The organism is Stenotrophomonas sp. YJH_SMC_80, from assembly GCF_059372495.1.
This window is the reverse complement of the sequence record NZ_JCAFVP010000021.1, coordinates 22,146-45,499: the sequence shown is the minus strand read 5'-3', so window position 1 is coordinate 45,499 and position 23,354 is coordinate 22,146. Positions and strand designations below refer to the sequence as shown.

22 protein-coding genes, 1 tRNA gene and 1 pseudogene are annotated in these 23,354 nt (G+C 66.5%); 15 read left to right on the top strand and 9 right to left on the bottom strand.

Translation table 11 applies throughout. The features are described from left to right. From AC5P99_RS20260 to AC5P99_RS20240, 5 genes and pseudogenes are all read left to right on the top strand, one after another. Positions 1 to 558: pseudogene (locus AC5P99_RS20260) on the top strand (RHS repeat-associated core domain-containing protein); the annotation flags it as partial. 283 nt (positions 559 to 841) lie between these two features. Further along, the gene (locus AC5P99_RS20255) at positions 842 to 1,012 is read left to right on the top strand and encodes a hypothetical protein (protein ID WP_154329644.1); all 171 of its coding nucleotides are present in this window, start codon (positions 842 to 844) and stop codon (positions 1,010 to 1,012) included. A 14-nt stretch (positions 1,013 to 1,026) separates the two neighbouring features. Beyond that, positions 1,027 to 1,494: a hypothetical protein gene (locus AC5P99_RS20250; protein ID WP_234411817.1), complete on the top strand. Its 468-nt coding sequence runs from the start codon at positions 1,027 to 1,029 to the stop codon at positions 1,492 to 1,494. A 640-nt stretch (positions 1,495 to 2,134) separates the two neighbouring features. Next, the gene (locus tag AC5P99_RS20245) at positions 2,135 to 2,635 is read left to right on the top strand and encodes a hypothetical protein (RefSeq protein ID WP_227832755.1); all 501 of its coding nucleotides are present in this window, start codon (positions 2,135 to 2,137) and stop codon (positions 2,633 to 2,635) included. After that, entirely contained in the window at positions 2,632 to 3,081 is a 450-nt protein-coding gene (locus AC5P99_RS20240) for an adhesin (protein WP_088436429.1), read from the top strand. Before AC5P99_RS20245 ends, AC5P99_RS20240 begins: the two co-directional genes overlap by 4 nt. 82 nt (positions 3,082 to 3,163) lie before the next feature. On the opposite strand, the gene AC5P99_RS20235 is transcribed toward AC5P99_RS20240, so the two are convergent. Next, positions 3,164 to 3,240: transfer RNA gene (locus AC5P99_RS20235), tRNA-Arg, on the bottom strand. Between the two features lie 149 nt (positions 3,241 to 3,389). Between AC5P99_RS20235 and ubiA the strand changes: the two genes are divergently transcribed. The 3 genes from ubiA (at position 3,390) to AC5P99_RS20220 (ending at position 6,521) form a co-directional block, all read left to right on the top strand. Next, positions 3,390 to 4,283 (top strand): 4-hydroxybenzoate octaprenyltransferase, encoded by an 894-nt coding sequence (ubiA, locus tag AC5P99_RS20230; protein ID WP_187757027.1) that lies wholly within the window; start codon positions 3,390 to 3,392, stop codon positions 4,281 to 4,283. 375 nt (positions 4,284 to 4,658) lie between these two features. Beyond that, complete coding sequence (locus AC5P99_RS20225) at positions 4,659 to 6,083, top strand: short-chain fatty acid transporter (RefSeq protein ID WP_005411492.1); 1,425 nt, start codon at positions 4,659 to 4,661, stop codon at positions 6,081 to 6,083. 273 nt (positions 6,084 to 6,356) lie between these two features. Next, on the top strand, positions 6,357 to 6,521 hold the full coding sequence (locus tag AC5P99_RS20220) for a hypothetical protein (protein ID WP_005414774.1): 165 nt from the start codon (positions 6,357 to 6,359) through the stop codon (positions 6,519 to 6,521). A gap of 51 nt (positions 6,522 to 6,572) precedes the next feature. Here AC5P99_RS20220 and AC5P99_RS20215 read toward each other — a convergent pair whose 3' ends face one another. Then, complete coding sequence (locus AC5P99_RS20215) at positions 6,573 to 7,199, bottom strand: YiiX/YebB-like N1pC/P60 family cysteine hydrolase (protein ID WP_012481514.1); 627 nt, start codon at positions 7,197 to 7,199, stop codon at positions 6,573 to 6,575. Between the two features lie 82 nt (positions 7,200 to 7,281). On the opposite strand from AC5P99_RS20215, the gene AC5P99_RS20210 reads away from it, so the two are divergent. The 3 genes from AC5P99_RS20210 (at position 7,282) to AC5P99_RS20200 (ending at position 11,028) form a co-directional block, all read left to right on the top strand. Continuing rightward, positions 7,282 to 7,794 (top strand): hypothetical protein, encoded by a 513-nt coding sequence (locus AC5P99_RS20210; RefSeq protein WP_149501366.1) that lies wholly within the window; start codon positions 7,282 to 7,284, stop codon positions 7,792 to 7,794. Between the two features lie 73 nt (positions 7,795 to 7,867). After that, a complete protein-coding gene (locus tag AC5P99_RS20205) occupies positions 7,868 to 9,706 on the top strand; it encodes a M3 family metallopeptidase (RefSeq protein ID WP_164221625.1) in 1,839 nt (612 codons plus the stop codon). Positions 9,707 to 9,708: 2 nt separating this feature from the next. Then, positions 9,709 to 11,028, top strand: a complete 1,320-nt coding sequence (locus tag AC5P99_RS20200) for a TPM domain-containing protein (RefSeq protein ID WP_495213497.1) — start codon at positions 9,709 to 9,711, stop codon at positions 11,026 to 11,028. A 1-nt stretch (position 11,029) separates the two neighbouring features. Here AC5P99_RS20200 and AC5P99_RS20195 read toward each other — a convergent pair whose 3' ends face one another. Genes AC5P99_RS20195 through AC5P99_RS20185 form a run of 3 tightly spaced genes read right to left on the bottom strand, consistent with a single transcriptional unit; the run spans position 11,030 to position 13,676 of the window. Then, positions 11,030 to 11,701: a VOC family protein gene (locus AC5P99_RS20195; protein WP_049451179.1), complete on the bottom strand. Its 672-nt coding sequence runs from the start codon at positions 11,699 to 11,701 to the stop codon at positions 11,030 to 11,032. Between the two features lie 54 nt (positions 11,702 to 11,755). Beyond that, on the bottom strand, positions 11,756 to 12,835 hold the full coding sequence (locus tag AC5P99_RS20190) for an alpha/beta hydrolase family protein (RefSeq protein WP_099481411.1): 1,080 nt from the start codon (positions 12,833 to 12,835) through the stop codon (positions 11,756 to 11,758). Positions 12,836 to 12,848: 13 nt separating this feature from the next. Beyond that, a complete protein-coding gene (locus tag AC5P99_RS20185; protein ID WP_049417720.1) occupies positions 12,849 to 13,676 on the bottom strand; it encodes an AraC family transcriptional regulator in 828 nt (275 codons plus the stop codon). Here AC5P99_RS20185 and AC5P99_RS20180 point away from each other — a divergent pair. The 3 genes from AC5P99_RS20180 to AC5P99_RS20170 all read left to right on the top strand — a co-directional run bounded on the left by AC5P99_RS20180 (position 13,645) and on the right by AC5P99_RS20170 (position 18,184). Then, the gene (locus AC5P99_RS20180; protein WP_237398821.1) at positions 13,645 to 14,262 is read left to right on the top strand and encodes a hypothetical protein; all 618 of its coding nucleotides are present in this window, start codon (positions 13,645 to 13,647) and stop codon (positions 14,260 to 14,262) included. The genes AC5P99_RS20185 and AC5P99_RS20180 overlap by 32 nt on opposite strands. Before the next feature lie 218 nt (positions 14,263 to 14,480). Further along, positions 14,481 to 16,883, top strand: a complete 2,403-nt coding sequence (locus AC5P99_RS20175) for a TonB-dependent receptor plug domain-containing protein (RefSeq protein ID WP_329756973.1) — start codon at positions 14,481 to 14,483, stop codon at positions 16,881 to 16,883. Next, positions 16,883 to 18,184 (top strand): aminotransferase class V-fold PLP-dependent enzyme, encoded by a 1,302-nt coding sequence (locus AC5P99_RS20170; protein ID WP_329756974.1) that lies wholly within the window; start codon positions 16,883 to 16,885, stop codon positions 18,182 to 18,184. The genes AC5P99_RS20175 and AC5P99_RS20170 overlap by 1 nt, the downstream gene beginning before the upstream one ends. A 207-nt stretch (positions 18,185 to 18,391) precedes the next feature. Here AC5P99_RS20170 and AC5P99_RS20165 read toward each other — a convergent pair whose 3' ends face one another. From AC5P99_RS20165 to AC5P99_RS20150, 4 genes are read right to left on the bottom strand one after another with little or no spacing between them, the layout of a single operon-like run. Further along, positions 18,392 to 19,906: an aminotransferase-like domain-containing protein gene (locus tag AC5P99_RS20165; protein WP_024957990.1), complete on the bottom strand. Its 1,515-nt coding sequence runs from the start codon at positions 19,904 to 19,906 to the stop codon at positions 18,392 to 18,394. 9 nt (positions 19,907 to 19,915) lie between these two features. Then, positions 19,916 to 20,515 (bottom strand): DUF6436 domain-containing protein, encoded by a 600-nt coding sequence (locus AC5P99_RS20160; RefSeq protein ID WP_088436439.1) that lies wholly within the window; start codon positions 20,513 to 20,515, stop codon positions 19,916 to 19,918. Further along, positions 20,515 to 20,793 (bottom strand): hypothetical protein, encoded by a 279-nt coding sequence (locus AC5P99_RS20155; RefSeq protein WP_005414763.1) that lies wholly within the window; start codon positions 20,791 to 20,793, stop codon positions 20,515 to 20,517. Before AC5P99_RS20155 ends, AC5P99_RS20160 begins: the two co-directional genes overlap by 1 nt. 55 nt (positions 20,794 to 20,848) lie before the next feature. Next, positions 20,849 to 22,264: an aminotransferase-like domain-containing protein gene (locus AC5P99_RS20150; protein ID WP_108270663.1), complete on the bottom strand. Its 1,416-nt coding sequence runs from the start codon at positions 22,262 to 22,264 to the stop codon at positions 20,849 to 20,851. 183 nt (positions 22,265 to 22,447) lie between these two features. Between AC5P99_RS20150 and cyoA the strand changes: the two genes are divergently transcribed. Beyond that, positions 22,448 to 23,353: a ubiquinol oxidase subunit II gene (cyoA, locus tag AC5P99_RS20145; RefSeq protein ID WP_010482114.1), complete on the top strand. Its 906-nt coding sequence runs from the start codon at positions 22,448 to 22,450 to the stop codon at positions 23,351 to 23,353. The last annotated feature ends 1 nt before the right edge of the window (position 23,354 follow it).

The window sequence follows — 23,354 nt, the reverse complement described above, 5'->3', positions numbered from 1 at the left end:
GAAGCAGGGCGATGCCGTGCTGGAAAGCTACGGTTACAACCATCGCGGCGAGCGCGTGCTGCGTACTCCAGCCGGTGGCGCAGCTCAGATCACGCTGTACGATGAGGCCGGGCAGTGGCTGGGCAACTACTCGGCCACGGGCCAGGCGCAGTTGCAGGCCATCTGGTTGGACAACTATCCGGTGGCGCTGATCAATGTGCCGAGTACCGGTGTTCCGCAGCTGGCCTACGTGCAGCCGGATCATCTGAGTACGCCGCGCGTGGTGATCGATCCGATGCGCGATGCGGCGATCTGGGAGTGGAACAACAAGAGCGAGGTGTTCGGCAACCAGATTCCGAACGCTGATCCGGATGGGGATGGTGGGGCGTTCGAGCTGGCGCTACGATTCCCGGGCCAGCAGGCCACGGATGCGAGTGGGTTGTTCTACAACTACCAGCGGGAGTATGACCCGGCAGCGGGGCGCTATTCGCAGAGTGATCCGATGGGATTCGACGGGGGGTATCTACCTTCTCCTATGTATCAGCTGATCCAGTGCAGGCGGTTGATCCGCTCGGACTGCTGGCCAATTGCATTTGCGTGGATGGTGGAGTTCATATCGACATCCCTATTCGCTTCAGTGCTGAGGGAGCTACTCCTGAGACTTTGAGTAAAATGATAAATGCAATTGAATCGACCTGGTCTGCGCCCGGATTTACAGTGACTGTTAGCCAGCCGGAGAAAGGTCGGTTAAACCGTGTTGAGGTTCCGCTGGGGAGGGGGGGCGACCGTAACTGGAGGCAGTGTCGGTAAATGGTATGCAGGAAACACTGAGTGGACGGCTGCGCACGAAGCAGGGCATTTGATGAAATTCAAGTACGATGGTCGTTTTGATATGTACGATGTGGTGTCGCAGGCGCCATCTCGTTCTACCAAGCCCGTTCCGGGGTGGGAGGGAAACATCATGGCAGAGCATCTTGGCGTTCCAGACGATAGGGTTCGGGACGCTATCAAGAAGCGGTTGGGGTGCAAATGATGGTGAGTCTACGCGTGGCTGCGCTCCTTCTTCCATTGCTCGGAGGCTGTGGCACTAGCCAGATCAAACACATTGAATGGAACTCAGATTGGGTGGACTTTTCATCGGATGAGATCATTCCTGGGAACTCGACGACACTTCGAAGTGACCGCTTGGCCACCTTGAATCCGCAGAGCGAAAAATCGATTGCTCAGTGGATGCTCGATCAGAACTTGAGCATCATCCAAGCATCGGATGCTGCTGAGAAATTCGCGCCACTACAGTTGAATGGGTTAGTGCCGGCAGAGGGGGAGACTGTTTATCTCGTCAGAGCGGCCTCGGGTGCAGGAGGCGGGAGTTTTGTCGGCTACATAAATGACAATGGAATTCTCATCTTGTACGGGGTAATGGGAAGTTGTGGGGAGCAAGTGCATCGAGTGGTTGCTGTGAGCCTGAGTAAGAGGCCTGCCAAGGTCTTCGGAGGGTGTTCAGGAGCGCTTTGAAGATTCTTATGTGTGTGGGTCTGAGGTGGGAATAGGGAAGTGGGAATTTCATTTGCGAGCGCTCTGTTGGTGTGTTTGCGGGCGGGGGCATAGATTGCAGCTGTTGAGCGGCTTGGCGACACCGTGGTCTTCATTGAGGCCTCTGTCGGCGCAGAAGATTGCACTTCTAGTAGAGGGCGCTTGGGAAGGCCGGTTGATTCCTGTCAAATCATGATTCTTGAGCAGAGCTTCCCGGGACGATCGAGCTATCGATCACAGGCGTAACAGTAGACCGCTAGGCCAGATGGGGACGGGCTGTTCTTTTTCATGCGAATCCATGGTGGGTGCGGAGCGATTGGCCGTTGTGGCGCATTGATCGATTGAGGGCATCACCCCACGGCGCACGCACCGCTTGGCTTGAGCTGGGGCAGGTTGCGGGGCATGTAGGCCGGCAGGGAGCTGACGCAGGGATGGATTACAGGACGGATCACCATCGGGCCAACGCAATGGGCTCTACCGTGCGTGCAGCTCGATGAACATCATGGATCCTGTACTCAGCGAACTGCGTTCCCGGTTCGGTGTCGGCAGTGACTCGGGCAGGCAGGTACTCTCGAGCGCTGCGCGATGGGCTGCGTGAGTAGGCCGCCAAGCAGGAGGCAAGGTGCATGAGCTCCCGCGCTCCTCCACAACAGAACGCGATCGGCCTGCACGCCTCGGAGAGGTACAAGATGAAGCGAGGCAGATTCTTCGGTACGGGCTGGCCTACGCGGTGTCGTGTGGAGCACTCTGGCTGTTCCTGCACTTTGTGGGCAGGGCGCTTTACGCCTTCGACTCACATCAGGTTTTCTTCTGGCTGTATGCCGTCAGCCTTCTGTTGCTGGGAATGGGCGCACGGGTTCCCGCCGCTGGCCGCCTGACGTTCAGGCGGCTTGCCAAGGGGGCTGGCTTGGGGCTGCTCGCGGGCCTTCTGGCCCAGGTCGTGGTACTTGTACTGGAAGCCTACAGATTCAGCGGATTCAGGCCATCGCTGCTCTGGCAGGTACCGGTTTCGCTGACGGTGATCAGCGTCGTGCTGCTCACGCCGCTCTGGGGCGTGGTGCTGGTTGCCCTCACCGCCGCATTCCGCCGCGACAACCACCCACATCAGGCCTCGAACCCATGAAGCGCCTGACTGCCTTTTGCCTCGCGGCCGCACTGACATCCTGTGCGGCGCATCCGAACCGCACGACGAAGTGTCAGCCGGCCCAATTCACTTACATCGGCACCGAGAGCATCGACGGGCTGACCTATGGGCGCTTCCAGGTCAGCCACAACGCTGGTCAGCCGCTTCAGCTGTGGGTGGATGAGAGACGCAGGTTGAACTCAAGGACCGCTCGCGCAGAGATGAGGCGCACAGGCGAAGATGCCTGGCGGCCTTACAACGTGATCCTTGAGGAAATCACACCGGGAGCGATCGGGCTGTCGGTCGGGCAGGATGAACAGCAGAGCGTTCTGTTCGATGGTGATGGCCTGTTCCTGCCCGGCGCATCCAGCGCGGGCGCGAATTACTCCATCGTGGTACAGGACGCTGCCGGTTGCGAACATCGCTCGGCAACGTTCATTCCCTGACATTCCTGGCGGCGAGCCGGATTCCTTGCGACTTCGCAGCATCGCCCGGTTGGGACGCTGCGTACAGGCAATGAAGGAAAAATGGCGCGCCCGGAGGGATTCGAACCCCCGACCAATGGCTTCGGAAGCCACTACTCTATCCGGCTGAGCTACGGGCGCGTTGTAGAACCGCCGCGCCGTCGGCCAGTGCCGGGGCGGGCATCGCAGCGCCATGAAGCGGTGCGGGACCGGCATTCTATCCAGTTTCGTCGAACAAATCTCCCCCCACCGGCAAAGCCCTGCCGGAGGGGCAGGAGTATCCTATCGCCATGGCTGATACCCCCCTCACTTCGCCGCAGTCGCCGGCGACGCCGCGTTGGCGGCATTACTGGAGTCTGATGCGCGCTGATCGCCCGATCGGCACGTTGCTGCTGCTGTGGCCCACCTGGTGGGCGTTGTGGCTGGCTGCCGGCGGCCTGCCGCCGCTGTGGACGCTGTTCGTGTTCACCGCCGGCGTGTGGTTGACCCGCTCGGCCGGTTGCGTCATCAACGACTACGCCGACCGCTGGCTCGACCCGCACGTGGAGCGGACCAAGGCGCGTCCGCTGGCCACCGGCGCGATCAGCGGCCGCGCCGCGCTGGCGTTGTTCGCCGTGCTGATGCTGGTGGCCTTCGGCCTGGTGCTGACCCTGAACGGCCTGACCATCGGCTTGAGCTTCATCGGCGTGTTCCTGGCCGCCAGCTATCCGTACCTGAAGCGCTACACCCACCTGCCGCAGGTCTACTTGGGCATGTCGTTCGGCTGGGGCATCCCGATGGCCTTCGCCGCCGTGCAGGGCGAGGTGCCGATGCTGGGTTGGCTGCTGTACGCCGGCAACATCCTGTGGTCCACCGCCTACGACACCTGGTACGCCATGGTCGACCGCGAGGACGACCTGAAGATGGGCTCGCACTCCACCGCGATCCTGTTCGGCGACCTCGACCTGGTCATCCAGGGCGTGCTGTACGCGCTGTTCCTGGCCACCATGGCGCTGGTCGGCGTGCGTGGCGTGCTGGGTGGGTACTACCTGGCCGGCGTGGCCGTGGCCACCGCGCTGGTGGTGTACGAATTCTGGATCTGCCGCAACCGCGAGCGCGGCCCCTGCTTCAAGGCGTTCCTGCACAACAACTGGGTGGGTGCCGCGCTGTTTGCCGGCATCGCCGTGGATCTGGCACTGCGTTGAGCCCAAGGTGAGGTAGAGCCGGCCGCTGGCCGGCTGCACGACCATCCCAATTGGGAAATTGCCGGCCAGCGGCCGGCGTTACCGCCTTCCACCACCTGCGATGATGCTTGGATCTGGTAGAGCCGGCCGCTGGCCGGCTGCACCCGTGTGCGATCTCGAGGTTGCCGGCCAGCGGCCGGCACTACCGCCACCCACTACCTGCGACCGTCCCCAGGTCTGGTAGAGCCGGCCGCTGGCCGGCTGCACCCGTGCACGATCCCGAGGTTGCCGGCCAGCGGCCGGCACTACCCTCCTCCGCGACCTACGACCAATAGGTGGCTGACAGGCCGCACCCCACCGCCCAGAATCGATCCATCGAACCTGGGAGGGTAGGCGATGGCCTCGACGGCAGCAGTACAGGACGGCTGGATGGCGCGCGCAGCGCTGCGCTCGGCCGCCTGGGCGGAAAAGTGGTTCCCCGATGCGTACGTGTTCGCGGTGCTGGGCGTGGTCATCGTCGCGCTGGCCGCGATGGGCTTCGGCTCGACCCCGCAGGCCACCGCCAGCGCCTTCGGTGACGGTTTCTGGAGCCTGATCCCCTTCACCATGCAGATGGCCTTCGTGGTCATCGGTGGCTACGCCGTGGCCACCGCGCCGGTGGTCGCACGCTTCATCGATTTCCTCGCCCGGGTGCCGCGTACCGGCCGCGGTGCGGTGGTGTACGTGGGCCTGGTCAGCATGCTCGCTTCGCTGCTCAGCTGGGGCTTCTCGCTGGTGTTCGGTGGCCTGCTGGTGCGTGCGCTGGCCCGTCGTACCGAACTGCGCATGGACTACCGCGCCGCGGGTGCTTCGGCGTACCTCGGCCTGGGTGCGGTGTGGGCCATGGGATTGAGCTCGTCGGCCGCACAGCTGCAGGCCAACCCGGCCAGCATGCCGCCGGGCCTGGTCGAGATCACCGGCGTCCTGCCGTTCACCGAAACCATCTTCCTGTGGCAGTCGATCGCACTGACCGCGGTGCTGATCCTGGTCTCGCTGCTGATCGCCTGGTTGACCGCACCGGCCGCCGGCAGTGCCCGCACCGCTGAAGACTTCCCCGGCGCCGCGCAGGCCGAGCCGGAGCCGTTGCAGCGCCGCACGCGCCCGGGCGAATGGCTGGAGTACAGCCCGCTGCTGACCGTGCTGCTCTCGCTGCTGGCGTTCGGCTGGCTGTTCAACGAGTTCGCCAACAAGCCGGTGGTCACCGCCATCGCCAACCTCAACACCTACAACTTCCTGTTCATTTCGCTGGGCCTGCTGCTGCACTGGCGGCCGCGCAGCTTCCTCAACGCGGTGGCCAAGGCGGTGCCCAGCACCACCGGCGTGCTGATCCAGTTCCCGCTGTACGGTGGCATCGCGATGATCCTCACCCACGCTGCCGGTGGCGACGGGCAGACACTGGCGCACCGGCTGTCGAGCCTGTTCGTGCACGTGGCCAGCACCGATACCTTCGCGCTGGTGATGGGCGTTTACTCGGCGGTGCTCGGCTTCTTCGTGCCCTCCGGTGGTGGCAAGTGGATCATCGAGGCGCCGTACGTGATGCAGGCCGCCAACGAACTGAAGGCACACCTGGGCTGGGCGGTGCAGGTCTACAACGCGGCCGAAGCGCTGCCGAACCTGATCAATCCGTTCTGGATGCTGCCGCTGCTGGGCGTACTGGGCCTGAAGGCACGCGACATCGTGGGCTTCACCTTCATCCAGCTGCTGGTGCACATCCCGCTGGTGCTGGGCCTGCTGTGGCTGCTGGGGATGACCCTGGCGTATGTGCCGCCGGTGATGCCCTGAATGCTGGGCTTGCTTGCCTGCGTGAGTTGGGAAGCCAGCCTCCTTCCGCGCGTGTTTCCGGCTGAGAACGCCATGAATGCGCGCCATGCTGACCACTGCATGAGCACATGCCGAACCCGCATGAATTCTTCAGCCGCTTGTGCCACAAGGGCTTCTGCGCGTTCATTCACAGGCGTACACGCAGATGTAGCCGCGCACCCACGCGTGATTAACCATTCGCTGCAGACGATGGCCACGTCCACCGCATTCCGCGAGTGGCTTTGGAGATCGGACATGGCACAGCAGAACCAGAACCCGAACCAGAAGCAGCAGGGCCAGCAGAACCAGCAGGATCAGCAGCAGGGTCGTGGCCGCGACCAGCAGCAGCAACAGCAGCAGGAACAGCAGCAGCGCAACCAGCGCAACCAGCAGCAGGGTGGGCAGGACGAGGAAGAGTGACCTCGCCACCAGCTCCGGTGATGCGAAGCCCCGCCCCGTGCGGGGCTTTGCTTATTCCAGCACGCCGACACGCTGCAGCACCGGCGCTGCCGACATGTCGTTCGGATTGGTGCCGGGCTGATCCTGCGGCACGTCCATGCCCATGCCGCGGTACAGATCCACCCAGTGCTGGGCGATCTCCCCGGTCTGCGGGTTGCGGAAGTTCATCGGCTGCAATGCGAACACGTGGTGCGCACGGAAGGCGCGTTCGATGAAGTCCGAGCAGTAGTAGCTGTCCTCGTTCAACACATACGACGTGTTGTACGGCTTGCCCAGCATCGTGCGCGCGGTGGCGACCGCATCCTTGATGGCCGCCTGCTGCGGCGCATGCAGGCGATAGACCACGATCTGCCGCTGCTTGGCGCGCGCCTCCTGGCGGAACTCGACCAGCGATTGCCGGCGCGATCCTTTCTCGTCCGCATGCAATACCTCCCAGCCCTTCGGCGTGGAAGCGACCAGGGCGACGTGATCGAAGCTGGGCGCGCCCTGCTTGCCGGTGGCATCGTCGATGGCGGCACTGAGGCCGCTGCGGCCGGCGGTGACAAACAGCAGATCGCCTTCGTGGACATCGACGGCCATCGCCACCGCTGGCCACAGGGCGGGCAGCAGCAGGCCGATCAGGAGCAGGAGGCGATGCATGAGGACTCTCGGACAGGCGGAATGCCGGAATTGTAGGGCGCGCGGTAGCATGGAGCGACCGGACCGGATTCAGGATGAGCCCATGTGTCGATACCGTTCTGCCGCACTGCTGATGCTCGCCTGTGGCGTGGTGCTGATTGCCTGCGCGCCAGCGCCGCAGCCGCTGCAGACAGCGGGCGAAGCCGGGCCTGCCGCAGCGGCGCCGGCGATCACTGCCGCCGAGCCCACACCTGTGGCTGCACGCAGTGAATGCCCCCACCCGGAATTCGATACATTCCTGAAGCATTTCGGCAATGAGATCGCGCTGCAGGAAAAGGCTACTGCCGATCCGCTGCTGGACAGTTACATCGATGCAGAGGCCGAGCCGGAACCGCGCAAGGTGGAAAGCCGGTTGGCGCTGGCCGATGTGGAGTGGCCGGTGATGCCCGATCCTGCCGCGTTGGCCGGGCAGGGCCGCGAAATGCAGGTCAGCCTCCTGGCCGACGGGCAGCGGCAGGTGCAGATCCGTATGCCGGACAGCAGCGACCAGCAGACCTACACCTTTGCGCAGACGCCGTGTTGGACACTGGTCAAGCGTGAGGACGAGTCGATCTGAAACCTGATCCGGCACAGGCGCGGCGGGCCAGTGACTGCTAGGCTCGATCCCTGGTCCAGGCAGGGAGACGCCGATGCAGGCTTTCAGGAAGCACGCCACCACCACCGCCATCGCAGCTGTGCTGGCGATAGCCTCCCTCAGCGGCGCCCAGGCACAGTCGGTGCATGCCGATGACCGCGCCTACTTCGCCAATGCCACCGCCGAACAGGCCGCGCGTGACGCACTGGGCAAGCGCGTCGAGGCTCTGCAGCAGGCGTCCACCGTTGCACCCGCGGAACACTTCCGGCAGGCCGAGGTACTGGAGGCGCAGTGCCTGCGCCATCACAGCTACCTGCACCTGCAGGCCGCCCGCAATGCGCGTGATCAGCGTCCGGCCCAGGCGCTGGACCAGGTGATGGGGCTGTGCAGCCGCATTGCCCGCAGCGGCCGCGCCGCTCTGCGCGAGGCGCCCGCGGATGCGCCATGGGCAGCACCCTATGGCTTCCTGCGCGCACGCGCGTTGAAGGAGGCCGCCGCCCCGGCCAACGCCGCGCTGGATGAGGCCGTGGAGGCACTGGCCGATCCGGCGCTGGACAGCTTCGCGCGCCTGCGTGGGCAGATCCTGCGCAGCGCCGAGTACCCGCAGATCGAGCACGGCGGCCGGCACTGGGACACGGGGCGCGACAGGCAGGCACTGGCCCGGCAGCCCGACCGCGCCCTGCGCGAGGCGGGCTGGAAGGGCTACTGGCGAGGCCTGCAATCGCGCCGTGAGCCGATGGCGTCGGTGCTGCTGGGGCTGGTGCAGGTGAATGACGCCGCGGCACGCCTGCAGGGTGACGGCTCGGCGCCGGCACATGGCTATCAGCGCATGGGCCTGGATACTGCCGCAGTGGATGCAACGCTGGTGGCGATCGAACAGCATGCGGGAGACCGCCGCGCCTACCAGGAGATGCTGCTGCACCACGCTGCGCGATCGGGCATCGACGCGCCGCAGATCTGGGATACCACGGTGCCCGATGCCGGCTACACGCCACCGGTGCTGACGCTGGCGCAGCTGCGCGACAACGCCGCCGATGCCATGAAGCACCTGGGCCCGGCGTACGTCGCTGAACTGCGCGCGCTGCTCGATCCGGCCAGCCACCGCATGGATCTGGCCACCGAACGCGGTGACCGCAGCCAGGACGCGTTCTCCGTGAGCGCTCCCGGTGTGCCGGCAATGCTGTTCGTTGGTGTCCGCAGCGGGGACCTGGAAAGCGATGTCGAGATCGCCCATGAAGCTGGCCATGCCCTGCACGGCGAGTGGATGCAGCGGGGTCATGCGTCGCCGCTGCAGCGCAATGGCAGCCAGTGGCTGACCGAGGCGTTCGCGATCTACAACGAGCTGCGCTTCCGCGACCAGCTGTACCAGCAGGCACAGGACCCGCGTGCCAAGGCCTACTACCTGAAATCGCTGCTGGACGACATGGTGCTGCAGCTGTTCACCTCATCCGAGGAAGCGCAGCTGGAGCAGTCGATCTACCAGGGCGTTGCCGCCGGCACGCTGGGCACCGCCGATGACCTGGACGCGCTGACCGGGCGGGTGCTCGCACGCTTCGGCCAGCAACCGGAGCGCTACCCGCAGCTGCGCAACACCTGGATCGGCAAGCGCCTGATGTATGAAGACCCGAACTATCTGGTGAACTACCTGTATGCGGGTCTGCTGGCCGTGCAGTTGTATGTGCAGGACCAGCGCGATCCCGAGGGGTTCCGTGCGCGCTATCTTGCCGTGCTTGGCGAGGGCTTCGATCGCGCGCCGAACGAGCAGGTGGCGCAACTGCTGGGGCACGCGCCTGACTGGGCGGCCCTGGTGGACGCCGATCTCCAGGTGTTCAACCAGACGGCGGCACAGCTGCAGGCGCTGCATGCGCAGATCGAGGTGGGGCAGGGCACGTGAAGATGCTGCGCAGGATGACGTGCACCTGGGCCACGAAATGGCTGTTGATGCTGTTGTGCCTGTTGCCGATGGTGGTGATGGCCGGTGCTGCAGTCCCTGCGCTGGATGATCCGGTGGTGGACGCCGCCAACGCACTTTCGGCGGATACCCGCGAAAAACTGCGCACGCAGGCATCCCAGTTGCAGGCGCGCACCGGCGCGCAGCTGCAGGTGCTGGTAGTCAACCATGTTGGCGACGAGGGCATCGAAGCTTACGCACAGCGGGTGTTCGACCAGTGGCAGCTGGGCCGCGAAGGCGTTGACGATGGCGTGCTGCTGCTTGTGGCCGTGCAGGACCGCCGTGTACGCATCCAGACCGGTTACGGCGTGGAGGGCGCGATACCCGATGCCTATGCCGCCCGCATCATCGACAAGGCGATCGTGCCGCGCTTCCGCGATGGCGACCTTGACCAGGGAGTGCTGGACGGAACGAAGATCATAGTGGCGCTGATCGATGGCGAGGACCTACCGGCATGGGAAGAACCATCGATGCGCAACGTGCTGCCGGCCGATTGGCGCAGCGCAGACTCGGTGGTTGCACTGACGCTGCTGGCCGGCTTCCTTGCGGGTCTGTGGCGCTCGCCGCCCTCGGCGCAGGCGCACCCGGAGCGATTGCCGGCCTGGGCCCGCCCGCTGCTGGTGACGGCCGTGGTGGCCGCGGGCCTGCTGGCGGCGGCCATGTGGGCGCCACGCCAGGCACTGGCAGCGCTCTGCATCGTGTTGGCGTTGTGCGTACCGGTGGCGAGCCTGCTTGGCTGGTGCTGGCACCGCAGTCGCGGTGTGCGCGTGGTGCTGCTCGGCATGCTCGGGGTCAGTTCGGGGTTCTTCGTGGTGATGGTGGTGCGTGGCCAGTTGCCACCCAGTCTGGCCCTGCACACGTTGCTGGACCTGGCGGTAGGCATCGTGGCCATGCTGGTGTTCTTCTTCGTACAGGCGTGCCGCGCGCGCTGGCACAAGGACCGCAGCAGCTTCGGGGTGAGGTGCGCAGTGCTGTTGCTGCTGACTGCGGGCTACGTGCTCTTCGCACTGCTGGCCATCGATCGCGCCGGCCCGGTTGCGCGCCTCGCCACGACGATCGGGTGGAGTGCCGGCACGCTCGTGCTGTACTTCACCTGGATCTTCACCATGCTGCCAGGTGAGAAGGCACGCGGCAGCCGCAGATCATCCGGCGGCCACCGCAGCGCGTCCAGTTCGTCATCCAGCAGTTCGTCGTCGAGCAGCTCCAGCAGTTGGTCCGGAGGCGGCGGCCGCAGCGGCGGAGGCGGCGCGTCGGGCAGCTGGTAGATCAGGTCGCCTGCACACGCCAGCCGAGTGCAGCGTCCTCCACAACGCCCGGGCCGGCCACGTCGCCGACCTGCAGCAACAGCCCCTGCGCATTGGGCAGGTCCTTCTGCTCGGGGAACCAGCGCCGGTCCGCAGCAACCACGATCAGCAGGCCTTCGTCGTCGCCCATCGGCGCGAACTGCGCCGAAGGCGGACTGATCGGTTGCAGGCCGAATCGCATGCTGGACTGTTCGCGCACGGCATCGACATCGTGGCTGGGCAGGCCGACCTCGCTCAGGCAGGTCAGTTCGCTGCCGTGGAAGGCGCCCTGATGCGTACTGTCGGGCAAGCGGCGGCGGCCGATCAGTTCCAGGATCAAGCCATCGGGGCCAGTGAAGTACACCGACTGCGATTGCCAGCTGCTTTCCAGCGCGAAGTAATCCAGCCCTGCTGGATTGCGCTGCAGTGGCGTGCGTTCGCGCAGCCAGGTCATTGCCTCGCCGAAGCGGTTGTCCGGTACGTTGAAGGCCAGGTGCACGCCTCCGAGCGCACGTCCTTCAGCGGGCTGCAGTTCGATCGTGCTCCAGCCGATGTGCACATGGGGGCCGACCACGCGCTGCTGCAGCACATCGTGGAAGTAGCTGGCCACGGCACCGACATCGGAGACCGGCAGGGTGAGGTGCAGCAGACGCATGATCGTTCCTCCGTGGACGCGACCACTGTAGCGCCGGGCCGCACCCGGCGGCCACTAGCGCAGTGCGTCGGCGAAGAATCGCGTGGCTGCATCCACCGCCTGCCGGTGGGTTTTCGCCCTCGGAACCGACGTGTTGCACAGCCCGGGCAGCCTCTGCCCGCCGACAGCGGTACAGGCCGCCAGGAAGTCGTAGTGACCCACGTCCGGCAGGCGTTGCAGCGTTGCGCGCGGAATCTGCGCCTGTGCGGCCTCACCATTGGTCTCCGGTGGCGCGACGGTGTCTGCGGCCCCCAACATGATCGATACCGGCTGCCGCAACGCGGACAGCTGCGCGGGCGCGAACGCCTGCACGATGGCGGGTGCCAGCAGGAACACGGCACGCACGCCGGGAATCGCGCGCTGTGCGTCAGCCTCGGCGATCCAGGGGGCAAGCGCGGGCGAAGCCGCAGCGGCCCGGCGCGCCTGCATCGTGTGCGTGGCCGCCTCCTGTTGCGGTTGGCAGACGCCGTCATCCGGGTGCGCGGTGCAGAAGGCCAGCAGTCGCTGCAGGCTGGGCCGTGCACCGGCTGCCAGCAGCGCGGTGTAGCCACCGGCCGAGAAGCCGACCACGCCCAGCCGCTCTGGATCGACATGCGGGCCCAGGATCGGATCGGCCTGCACGGCGGCCAACGCAGCGCGCAGATCATCCGCGCGCAGCCAGCTCAGCATGCTGCCGGCCAGCGTCATCTCGTCGGCACCGTTGTTGCCGGGATGATCGACCGCGATCACCAGATAACCGTCCCGCGCCAGCGCCGTGCCCAACCAGCCCATCATGCGTGCGCTGCCGCCGTTACCGTGCGACAGCAGCAGCGTCGGCAGGCGATCACCCACCACCGGCGCATCCATTGCGGCACGCCCGACGTCGAACAGCGGCGCATCGGGTGGTCCGAGGGTCAGCGCGGTTTCCCGGCTGCCGGCCTGTGCGGGGTACCAGACCGTGTAGCGCAGCGCGTCGTGGTGCTGCGCATCGCGTACAGCCGCGCTGGCCACCGTGGTGGCGCCGTGGCGCTCGCCGGCCGCCTGCGTCTCGCTGCCCTCGGCAATGGCAGTGGAGACCATCAGCATCATTCCCAGCACAGCGGCCATCATGCGCATCTTCAGTTCCTTGTCAGTTGGGACGTTCGTCGACTGGCAACCAGATCTCCACGCCGCCGTTGCCGGTGTGCTCGTCGAAGCGGGTGTCGTAGCGCTCCAGATCGGGTGCATTGGCCAGGCTGAGGCCAGAGCCGGGCAGGTAATGATCCAGCAGCCAGAACCAGGTCGAGCGGATGGCCGAGATGTGCCCGCCGTGCCAGGCCACAAGATAGCGGCGCGCCGGCACGTCCACCCGTTGCCAGTGCGCCGGCACGGTCGGCAGCGCGCTGGCGGGCAGTGCGGCAATGTAATCGAAGCCGCCATCGTCGTCGCTGTTGCAGCACACACCGAAGCTGATCGGAGCGGGCGTCGGCCATTCGCGGTTGAGCTGCGCCCATTGGCCGGGAATTGCACCGCCACTGTCGCGGGTATGCCGCATGCCGATGCCCGCCACCTGGAAAGCGGGCGTGTCGAGCAGTCGCGGCGCCTCACCGCAGGGCGCCGGCGCATCGTCCACGCGGATCGCCTGTACCAGCGCCAGGCCATCGGTGCCCTGTTCGCGTACCCGTTCCGGCGTCTGCCCGAACTGTTCGTTGAAGGCGCGGGTGAACGCGGCATGGGTGGTATAGCCGGCTCCCAGCGCGACCTGCAGGATATCCCCCGCCCCGTCGGCCAACCGCTGCGCCGCAGCGGTCAGGCGCCGTCCCCGCAGGTAGCGCACCACCGAGGTGCCAGTGCGGGCCTGGAACAGGCGTGACAGATGGAACGGCGACAGCCCCGCTGCAGCGGCGATATCGGCCAGCGCCAAGGGCTGGTCCGCATGGGTTTCGATGTACCACAACGCCTTGCCTGCCGCGCTCATCCTGCCGTTCCCCGGATCCGATGCCGGCACAGTAGCGGATCGGCAGGCGCGGCGTTTAGCAGTTCTTGCGCTGCCGGGGCTTTGCCTCTGCCTGCGTACCGGCAACAATGCGCGCTTCATGGACGTTATGGGGCAGGAAAATGCGATCGACGACGTGGGATGCCAGGCCAGCGGAGCCCGGCCGATGATCGAGATGATCGAAATGCTGCTTGCCCTCTGGGTACTTCCCAGTCTGTTGACCCTGGCGCTGATGCTGCTGATGTTGTTCGGCGCGCCACGGTGGCGCGGCAATCCCTGGGTGTACCGTGTCGGCTTCGCGTTGCTGGGCGGGTTTCTGACACCGACGTTGTTGGGGGCCGGTCACGGTGGGTTGCCGTGCGCGACTATCGGCGGGCTGGTGATGATACTGACGCAGCTGCAATGGATCGGCGATCTGCAGGTCGACTTCATGGGGATCGGGATTCGCAACAGGGGCATCTGGATCATGTCCACCCCCGCCTTGGTGGTGTTCGCCGCCATGATGTTCGTTCCGCTGCGAACGGCACGGCCGGCCCGTTTCGGCTTTGGCGACGACGGCAACGGCTAGCCGCTGTGTGCGGGGATGGGGCGTGGGTCTGCATTGCCCATCCATGCATGGCGTGGATCTACGGATGAGCCCTGGCAGGGGCCAATCTTGGTTGGCGCATCAAGCTGTCGTACTGACGTCATGCCCCCTTCACACATCGCGCCGAGACTGCGCGCCTTGTCCAGCCCTGTTGTTTCCGAACAGGTGCTGGCCCTGTCGCGTCCTCCCGGAGCCCTGCCGTGTATCGTTCGAAGCTTTCGCGTTCCATCCTCCTTGCCCTTTCCATGGCCAGCGCAGGAGGCGCGATCGCAGCGGAGGCCGATGCGGTCGATGCCGCAGGCGGCAACCGCGCCGCACCCACCCAGCTCGACGCGATGCTGGTCACCGGTACCCGCGCGTCCAACCGCACCCAGTTCGAAACACTGGCGCCGGTGGACGTGTTCACCAAGGAAGACATCACGTCCGTCGAATCCACCGACCTGAAGGACGTGCTGGCCCAGCTGGTGCCGTCGTTCGTGGTGCAGCGCCTGCCGATGGCCGACGGCCAGGTGTTCGTGCGCCCGGCCACCCTGCGTGGCCTGTCGCCGGACCAGACCCTGGTGCTGGTCAACGGCCGCCGCTTCCACCGCAGCGCGCTGCTCGGCAACCGTGGTGCACAGGCGGCCGACCTTGCACAGATTCCGACCAGCGCGATCAAGCGCATCGAAGTGCTGCGCGACGGCGCATCGGCGCAGTACGGCTCGGACGCCATCGCCGGTGTCATCAACATCATCCTCGAGGATGGTCCGGGCACCGAGATCACCGCCGGCTATTCGCAGTACGCGCAGGGCGACGGTGCCTCCCGCGATTTCAGTGCGCGCACCGGCTGGTCGCTGGGCGACTATGGCAGCCTGGTGCTGTTCGCTGAATCCTCCAATTCCGATGCCACCTCGCGCACCCGCCAGCGCCCCGATGCCATCGCCTTCCAGGCCGCGCATCCCGCGCTGGAGGTTCCCAACCCGGTGCAGCGCTGGGGCCAGCCGGAGCTGGAAAGCCGCCGCGTCGGCTTCAACGTGAAGGCCAACGCCAGCGAGACACTGGAACTGTATGCGTTCGGTCTGTACAGCCACAGCGACGGTGTCAGCGATTTCAACTGGCGCAACCCGGACACCACCACCGGCGCGTATCGCACCACCGCCATCTTCCCGGGCTGGAACCTGCGTTCGTTGTACCCGGTGGGCTTCAGCCCGCAGTACGGCAACGTCCAGAACGACCTGCAGCTGGTCGGTGGCCTGCGCGGTGAGATCACACCGAAGCTGCGCTGGGATGTAAGCGCCTCGTATGGCCGCAATGCCATCGACTACAGCCTAAAGAATTCGATCAACGCCTCGCTGGGTCCCGCCAGCCCGACCGCGTTCGATCTCGGCCGCCTGACCCAGACCGAGAAGAACGCCAACGCCGACTTCAACTACGAATGGGACGTCGCCGCGCTGTCCAAGCCGATCAACGTTGCCTTTGGTGGCGAGTTCCGCCAGGAGACCTACCAGGTGCGTGCCGGTGATCCGGCTTCGTACGCCGTGGGCCCGGGCGCTGCCGCTGGGCTGGAAGCCAACTCCAACGGTGCACCGGGCTTCTCGGCCAGCCAGGCCGGGCAGTGGAGCCAGCGCAGCAAGGCCGCCTACGTGGACATGGAGGTGCCGCTGGGTGAGCGCTGGAGCATCGGTGCGGCCAGCCGTTACGAGGACTTCTCCAGCTTCGGCAGCACACTGGATGGCAAGCTGTCGGCGCGCTTTGCGATCACCCCGGACGTGGCCCTGCGCGGCACCGTGTCCAGCGGCTTCCGCGCACCGACGCCGGCGCAGCTCAACACCACCAGCACCACCCAGGGCCTGGACACGCGCACGCTGCAGATCTTCACCAGTGGCCGCCTGTCGCCGAACGATCCGCTGGCGCAGCTGCTTGGAGCCAAGCCGTTGAAGCCGGAAGAATCGCGCACCGCCTCGCTGGGCCTGACCTGGCGCACCGACCTGGGCCTGTCCGGCTCGGTGGATGTCTACCAGATCAAGCTCACCGACCGCTTCAGCCAGTCGGCCAGCTTCGCCATTCCGGCCGGTACGCCCAATCCACTGGGCTACACCTCGGTGAACTACTTCACCAACGACTTCGATACCACCACCACCGGCGTGGACGTGGTCGGCAACTACCTGCGTGATCTCGGCGCCGGCCGCATGACGTTGACCCTGGCCTACAACTACAACCGCACCCGCGTGGACAACGGCAGCACCTCGGTGGCCACCAACGAAACCCAGCGCGTGCTGTTCGAAGACCGGCTGCCCGAGCACAAGGGCAGTCTGACCGGCAGCTGGGACATCGGTGCCTGGTCGCTGATGGCGCGCATGCGCTACTACGGCGCCTGGACCGATTCCAGCGGCAACGCGGTGGGCGACATCTACCAGCGCTTCGGTGCGATGAGCTTCCTCGACCTGGCCGTGGGCTATCGCATCAACGAGCACCACAGCCTGCGCGTGGGCGCCGACAATGTGTTCGATCGCTACCCGGATGAGGCCACGTTCCAGGCCAGCCGTGGCCTGGTCTACTCGCGCAACGCGCCGTACGACACCGACGGTGCCAACCTGTACGCGCAGTACCGGCTGGCCTTCTGATGGACAGCCGCCGCCGTAACCTGCTGCGCGCCGGCACCCTGCTGCCGGCCGCAGCTGCGCTATCTTCACTGCCTGCCATGGCCGCCGCGCGTTACGCTGCGCCCATGCAGATACCCGCAACGACCGTGGCGCCGGACGTGCTGGCCCGCGATGAAGGCTACTGGGCCGCCGTGGCCAGCCACTTCGACATCACCGATGAAGTGAACCACCTGGAAAACGGCTATTGGGGTGCGATGGGCCGCGAGACGCTGGCCAGCTACCAGCGCCAAACGGCCGAGGTGAACCGTGGCAACGCCTGGTACGGTCGCCGTGAATTCCCGGCGCAGTACATGGCGGTGCAGCGGCAGGTGGCCGAACTGCTGGGCGTGGGCGCCGACGAGATCGCACTGACGCGGGGCGCCACCGAGGCGATGCTGGCGCTGATCGGCGGCTACAACCGCCTGCAGCCTGGCGACCAGGTGCTGTATGCCGACATCGACTACGACAGCATGATTGGCGCGATGCGCTGGCTGCAGCAGCGTCGCGGCGTGCAGGTCGAGCGTATCGCGCTGCCGGCGGTGCCGGACCACGCGCAGATCCTGCAGGCGTATGAGGACGCATTCGCGCGGTTGCCGCGCCTGAAGCTGGTGCTGCTGACCCAGGTCAGCCATCGCCACGGGCTGGTGCTGCCGGTGGCGGAGATCGCCGAGCGTGCGCGCGCACGCGGTATCGATGTGATCGTTGATGCTGCCCATGGTTTCGGTCAGATCGCCTATGCCGTGCCGGACCTGGAGGCTGACTTCGTGGGCATCAATCTGCACAAATGGATCGGCGCGCCGGTCGGCGTCGGCGCGATGTACGTGCGCAAGGGCCGTGTGGCCGACCTCGACCCGTACATGGGCGAGACCGACGACGGCCGCGTGGGCAGCCGCGTGCACACCGGCACGGTCAACTTTGCCGCCTACCTGGCGCTGCCGGAAGCAATCGCCCTGCACCAGCGCATAGGTGCCGCCAACAAGCAGGCGCGCCTGCGCTACCTGCGTGAGCGCTGGACGCTGCCGGCACGGCAGATGGCGCACATCGAAGTGCTGTCCTCGCCGGACCCGGCGCTGGCCAGTGCGCTGGCCAGCTTCCGCCTGCGCGGGCGCACCAGCGTGGCTGACAACATTGCGCTGCAGAAGCGCCTGCTGGACGAGCATCGCGTGTTCACCACGCATCGCGACGGATTGGACTCCGGCGCCTGCGTGCGGGTGACGCCGTCGGTGTTCACCCGGCCGGAGCAGGTGGATGCGCTGGTGAAGGCCCTCTCCGCCTTGGCCTGACCCTGCTTTGGTAGGTGCCAACCTTGGTTGGCACATTCCGACCGTGCCGGGGAATCTTCCGCCGGCCAGCGGCCGGCGCTACCGATCGAGTGGGTGCCAACCTTGGTTGGCACATTCCAACCGTGCCGGGGAATCTTCCGCCGGCCAGCGGCCGGCACTACCGATCGGGTGGGTGCCGACCGTTGGTCGGCACATCCCATTCCACACCTACCGCTCGATCGCCGGCAACGCGTCCGACAACAACAACCGATCAATCCGTCGCAGCGCACTCTCCAGCTGTCGGCGGTCCGCCGCCAGCCCCAGCGACAAACGCACGCCGCTCTGGTGCGAAACCCCTGGCGGACAGAACGCCGAAGATGGCGCAATCGCCAGCCCCTGCAGCTGTGCGGTACGCACCAGCGTGGCGTCGGTCCACGGCGCCGGCACCCGGCACCAGGCGTGCAGGCCTTCCGCGCGCTGCAGCAGCGACGGTGCCAGCAGGTAGCGCGCCATGCGCATGCGCTCGCGTGCCTCGGTGCGCACCTGGGCCAGCAGTGACTGCGCCGAACCATCCAGCAGCAGCTGGCTGGCCAACGCCGAGACCAGCGGATGACCCATCAGCCGCGTCGCCCGCAATGCAGCCGTCATCGCCTCGGCGTGCGCAGCGCTTGGGCACTGCACGAACGCAGTGCGCAGGCCGGGGCTGATCACCTTCGACAGCGTCGCCACGTAGAACACATGACGCGGTGCCAGTGCCGCCAGTGGTGTAGGTGCATCCTCGGCGAGGTGCCAGTAAGGATCGTCTTCGATCGCCAGCAGGCCTTCGCGCTCCAGCACGCGTGCCAGCGCTTCGCGCCGCTGCAGCGGCAGGGTCAGCGCGGTCGGGTTCTGGCAGGTCGGATTGAGATAGACCAACCGCGCGCCGCTTTCGCGTGCCAGCCGGGCCAGCGCATCGGGGCACATGCCGTGTTCGTCGCTGTCCACCGGCAGTAGCCGCCGGCCCAGTGCGGCGGCGGCCTGCAGCAGGCCCGGATAGACCAGCGCATCGCAGAGGATCGCATCATCGTCGCGGCCCTGGCTGACCAGGATCGCGGCCAGCGCCACCTGGGCGCCTTCGGTCAGCAAAAGGCAGGCGTCGTCCACCTTTCCCAGCATCGGTTGCAGCCAGCGCGCCGCTGCGTGGCGGTCGGTCGGGTTGCCACCGCCCAGGTGATAGGTCATCAGGTTGGGCGCGTTGCTGCGTGCAAGCACGGCGGCGGCGCCACGGCGCAGCGTCTCAGCCAGCGCATCGGCGTCGGGCACCGGCGGCACGTTCATGCTCAGGTCCACGACCTGGTCGAAGCCGGCCTTGGGCGGTGCGATGAAACTGCCTTGTGGCCCGCGCGCCTCGATCAGGCCGCGCTTGCGTGCTTCATCGAAGGCGCGGGTGACCGTGGTCAGGTCGATGCCGAGCTGCTGCGCCAACGCGCGCTGCGAGGGCAGGCGCTGTCCGGGTGCGAGGCCGCCACGACGCACCGTGCGTTCCAGCGAATTGACGATGCGCAGGTAGATCGGCCCGTTGTGCGCGAGCACGTCCTGCACCCATTCGCGCGCTGCGACATCCGGTCGCGGCATGTACGGAGCATGTCGGGGCGTATCGTTGCTTCCAACGGCGGGAGCCTGTCCATAACCATCGGTCGGTTCGGACAGGTGACCGCCGTTGTTGTTTGCGGCGGCCGCACCGGCCAGCGTCAGTGATGTCATTGCGCGTCCTCAGCGCTTGGCCTGCCAGGGGCAGTAGCAGCCCACGGCAAGCAGTCCTTTCGGGCGCACGGTTTCGCCGCGCACCAGTCTGTCCAGCAGCGGTTCGACAAAGCTGTTGGCCGAGTTGCAGACCATGCCGATGCTGTACGGCCCCGCATAGGCGAGGTGGCCCTGGCGATCCCAGATGGCTACGGCGGGGCTGGCCGGGATGTGTTCGATGCCATCAATGGTCGGCAGGTTGATCACCTTGTTGCGCAGCGGCTCGGGCAGCTCGCCCTGCGTACCCGGGCGGCGGATCGCATAGAAGTCGATGCCGGCGCGGCGGTACATGCTGATCAGGTAGCTCAGGTGCGCACCGGTCTCGCGGTTGCACACGCCGCAGGCCGGGTCCCAGAAATGCACCACGCGGATGCGGCCGGTATCACCGGCCAGATTGGCCGGCAAGCGCAGTTGCGAGTCGTCGAAGACGATGGCCTGTTCGGTGAATGTGGACTGCGCGCTGTAGCCGAAGTACTGCCACAGCGCAGCGGCGACGCCGGCCATGAACAGGCAGGCGAGGGCGATCATCGTCGGCAGCAGCCAGCGGCGACGCGGCGCGGCTGCGCCCATCAGGAATCTTCCCGGCCGAACTTGTGCACGTACTGCTTGCGCATCTCGCGGCAGGAATCGGCCTGCGCGCGGCGCTGGATCTCGCTACGCGACGGATCCTCGCTGCGCTGCACGCACTGCTCGATGGCGTGGCGTTCGGCGGCCTGCACGTCCACGGTCTGCGGCTGCAGGCAGACCCAGGCCAGCGCGGCCAGCATCAACACCACAAAGCCACCGCAGCCGGCCATCACCAGGTGGAACTTCAGTTTCTCGGCGCGCATCGATGCACGTCCCTTCATCCATACATTGCATACAAAATATCATCTTGTATGGATAAAGTGCCATGCACCCGGTTCAGACGATGGCGTTGTGCCGGGCCTCGGGGGCTTCGGACAGAATCTCGTTCAGCTTGGCCAGCGCCCCGGCCAGCGCGCCCTGGTCGACCGCGCCGCCCAGCGACAGGCGGATCGCGTTGCCCGGCGGCGGCTCTTCCACGCTGAAGGCATCCGAGCTGGCGATGCCCAGGCCCTGTTCCTGTGCGGCCTGGATCAACCGGTACTGGTCCAGCCGTGGCGGCAGCGGCAGCCACACATGCAGGCCGGCCGGATGCGCCTGGGCACGGGACGGCAGGTACTGCGCGGCAATCGCCTGGCGCTCGCGCAGTTCCTGCTGGAAGCGCTGCACCATGTCCTGGGCCTGGCCGCTGCGGATCCACTGCGACGCCACCGCCACCATCGACTGAGTCGGCATCAGTGCGATCGCACGCAGGGCGTCCAGCACCGGTTCCATCGGCTCGCCGGCCGGCACCAACAGATAGGCGGTGCGCAGGCCTGGCGCCAGGCACTTGGACAGGGTGGAGATGTAATACACCGGGCAGCCGGCGTCGCGGTGGGCGGCCAGCGGTGGCGCGGCGTCACCGGCCAGCAACCAGTAGGGATCGTCTTCGATCACGGTCAGATCGTGGCGCTTGGCCACCGCCAGCAGGGCCTGCCGGCGCTGTGCCGACATCGTTGCCGTGGTCGGGTTCTGGATGGTCGGCACCAGGTACAGCAGGCGCGGGCGGCGTAGCTGGCAGGCCTCCTCCAGCGCGTCCGGCAGCATGCCCTCGGCGTCCATCGCCACCGGCACCACGCCCCGCTGCAGCACGCGCGCGGCGGCCAGCAGGCCCGGGTAGGTCAGCTGCTCGGCGGCGATCAGCTCGCCCGGCTGGGTGCGGGCCAGGATCAGCGCACACAGCGCGGTCTGCGCGCCGGGACAGATCACCACCTGGTCGGCACCCACCGTGCCCAGCATCGGCGCCAGCCACTGCACGGCGGCGGCGCGGTCCTCGCGGGTGCCGGCGCCGACGTGATAGCTCATCAGCTCGCCCTGGCCCAGCTGCTGGCCCACGTGCTGGAAACCGGCCTCCATGCCCTGTGCGAACGGCGCGCTGCCCAGCAGCGGCGGGATGTTCATGCTCAGGTCCACCGAGGTGCTGCGGTTGCCGGCCGACAGCGCGATGAAAGTGCCACCGGCGCCCTGCGCATCGAGCAGGCCGGCCTGGCGCAGCTCAGCGAAGGCACGGGTGACGGTGGTCAGGTCCACGCCCACCTGCTGGGCCAGGTCGCGCTGCGGCGGCAGCCGGTCGCCCGGGCGCAGCACGCCGTCATCCACCGCCTCGCGTACCTGCTGGGCAATCTGCAGGTACAGCGGGCCGGCGCCCTCGCGGAAGGGGCGAACCCAGGTGCGATTGGGGTGTTTCAGGCGGCGGCCGGCGGCAGGTGGCGTCATCGGTCAGTTTTTTCCATACGTGCAGATGCACAAGTCCATACAATGATGTATCTTGTATGGGCTTGATTGGAGTGGTTCGCCTGCTTGTAGGCGACCTCGTACCCACAGTGTAGCCGCTCCACGCCCGGGCGCTGCGCGCAGGCGAGCCGGTCAAGCGCGCTTCTTCAACAGGGTTGACCTCCAATGAATATCTGCTGGAACCGCATCCGCCTGGCGCTGGTCGCCCTGGCCTGCGTCGGCCTGTCGGGCTGTGACTGGGTGCTGCTGGATTCGAAGGGCATGGTCGGGCTCGCCCAGCGCGACCTGATCCTGATCTGCATCGGCCTGATGCTGATCGTGGTGATACCGGCCATCGTGCTGACCTTCGTATTCGCCTGGCGCTACCGCGCTGGTAACACCAAAGCGAAATACACGCCGGACTGGTCGCACTCCACCAAGGTGGAGATCGTGGTCTGGGGCGTGCCGCTGATCATCATCGCGGTGCTGGCGGTGATCGTGTGGAAGTCGACCCACGAGCTGGACCCGTACAAGCCGCTGGACGTGGCCGGTGAGCCGCTGCACGTGGACGTGATCGCCACCGACTGGAAGTGGGTGTTCGTGTACCCGGACCTGGGCATCGCCACGGTCAACCAGCTCAACTTCCCGGCCAACCGCCCGCTGGCGTTCAACATCACCTCCAACTCGACGATGAATACCTTCTTCATCCCGCAGCTGGGTGGGCAGATCTACGCGATGGCCGGCATGCGCACGCAGCTGCACCTGATCGCCAACGAGCCCGGCCAGTTCCGTGGCATGTCCGGCAACTACAGCGGGCATGGCTTCTCGAACATGAAGTTCATCGCCACTGCCAGCAGCAACGAAGACTTCGAGCGCTGGGTGGCCGAGGTGCGCAGCGCGCCCGACGCGCTCAGCTTCACGCAGTTCAAGGCGCTGGCCGCGCCGTCGAAGAACGCACCGGTGCAGCACTTCTCCAGTGTTGAACCGCTGCTGTTCAAGAAGGTCATCGACCAGTTCATCGGCGTCGGTGAGAACACCGCTGCTGCTACCCCGGCGGGCGCTGCCGGCGGTGCCCAGGTTTCCCAGGAGTAAC

Bases quoted from the DNA above. Each gene is read 5' to 3' on its own strand.
- AC5P99_RS20150 (WP_108270663.1), bottom strand. From the start codon at position 22,264: ATGACGCCACCTGCCGCCGGCCGCCGCCTGAAACACCCCAATCGCACC.
- ubiA (WP_187757027.1), top strand. From the start codon at position 3,390: ATGGCTGATACCCCCCTCACTTCGCCGCAGTCGCCGGCGACGCCGCGT.
- AC5P99_RS20200 (WP_495213497.1), top strand. From the start codon at position 9,709: ATGCTGCGCAGGATGACGTGCACCTGGGCCACGAAATGGCTGTTGATG.
- AC5P99_RS20155 (WP_005414763.1), bottom strand. From the start codon at position 20,793: ATGAAGGGACGTGCATCGATGCGCGCCGAGAAACTGAAGTTCCACCTG.
- AC5P99_RS20210 (WP_149501366.1), top strand. From the start codon at position 7,282: ATGTGTCGATACCGTTCTGCCGCACTGCTGATGCTCGCCTGTGGCGTG.
- AC5P99_RS20240 (WP_088436429.1), top strand. From the start codon at position 2,632: ATGAAGCGCCTGACTGCCTTTTGCCTCGCGGCCGCACTGACATCCTGT.
- AC5P99_RS20255 (WP_154329644.1), top strand. From the start codon at position 842: ATGAAATTCAAGTACGATGGTCGTTTTGATATGTACGATGTGGTGTCG.
- AC5P99_RS20215 (WP_012481514.1), bottom strand. From the start codon at position 7,199: ATGCATCGCCTCCTGCTCCTGATCGGCCTGCTGCTGCCCGCCCTGTGG.
- AC5P99_RS20225 (WP_005411492.1), top strand. From the start codon at position 4,659: ATGGCCTCGACGGCAGCAGTACAGGACGGCTGGATGGCGCGCGCAGCG.
- AC5P99_RS20205 (WP_164221625.1), top strand. From the start codon at position 7,868: ATGCAGGCTTTCAGGAAGCACGCCACCACCACCGCCATCGCAGCTGTG.
- cyoA (WP_010482114.1), top strand. From the start codon at position 22,448: ATGAATATCTGCTGGAACCGCATCCGCCTGGCGCTGGTCGCCCTGGCC.
- AC5P99_RS20165 (WP_024957990.1), bottom strand. From the start codon at position 19,906: ATGACATCACTGACGCTGGCCGGTGCGGCCGCCGCAAACAACAACGGC.
- AC5P99_RS20170 (WP_329756974.1), top strand. From the start codon at position 16,883: ATGGACAGCCGCCGCCGTAACCTGCTGCGCGCCGGCACCCTGCTGCCG.
- AC5P99_RS20185 (WP_049417720.1), bottom strand. From the start codon at position 13,676: ATGAGCGCGGCAGGCAAGGCGTTGTGGTACATCGAAACCCATGCGGAC.
- AC5P99_RS20160 (WP_088436439.1), bottom strand. From the start codon at position 20,515: ATGGGCGCAGCCGCGCCGCGTCGCCGCTGGCTGCTGCCGACGATGATC.
- AC5P99_RS20190 (WP_099481411.1), bottom strand. From the start codon at position 12,835: ATGCGCATGATGGCCGCTGTGCTGGGAATGATGCTGATGGTCTCCACT.
- AC5P99_RS20180 (WP_237398821.1), top strand. From the start codon at position 13,645: ATGTACCACAACGCCTTGCCTGCCGCGCTCATCCTGCCGTTCCCCGGA.
- AC5P99_RS20220 (WP_005414774.1), top strand. From the start codon at position 6,357: ATGGCACAGCAGAACCAGAACCCGAACCAGAAGCAGCAGGGCCAGCAG.
- AC5P99_RS20195 (WP_049451179.1), bottom strand. From the start codon at position 11,701: ATGCGTCTGCTGCACCTCACCCTGCCGGTCTCCGATGTCGGTGCCGTG.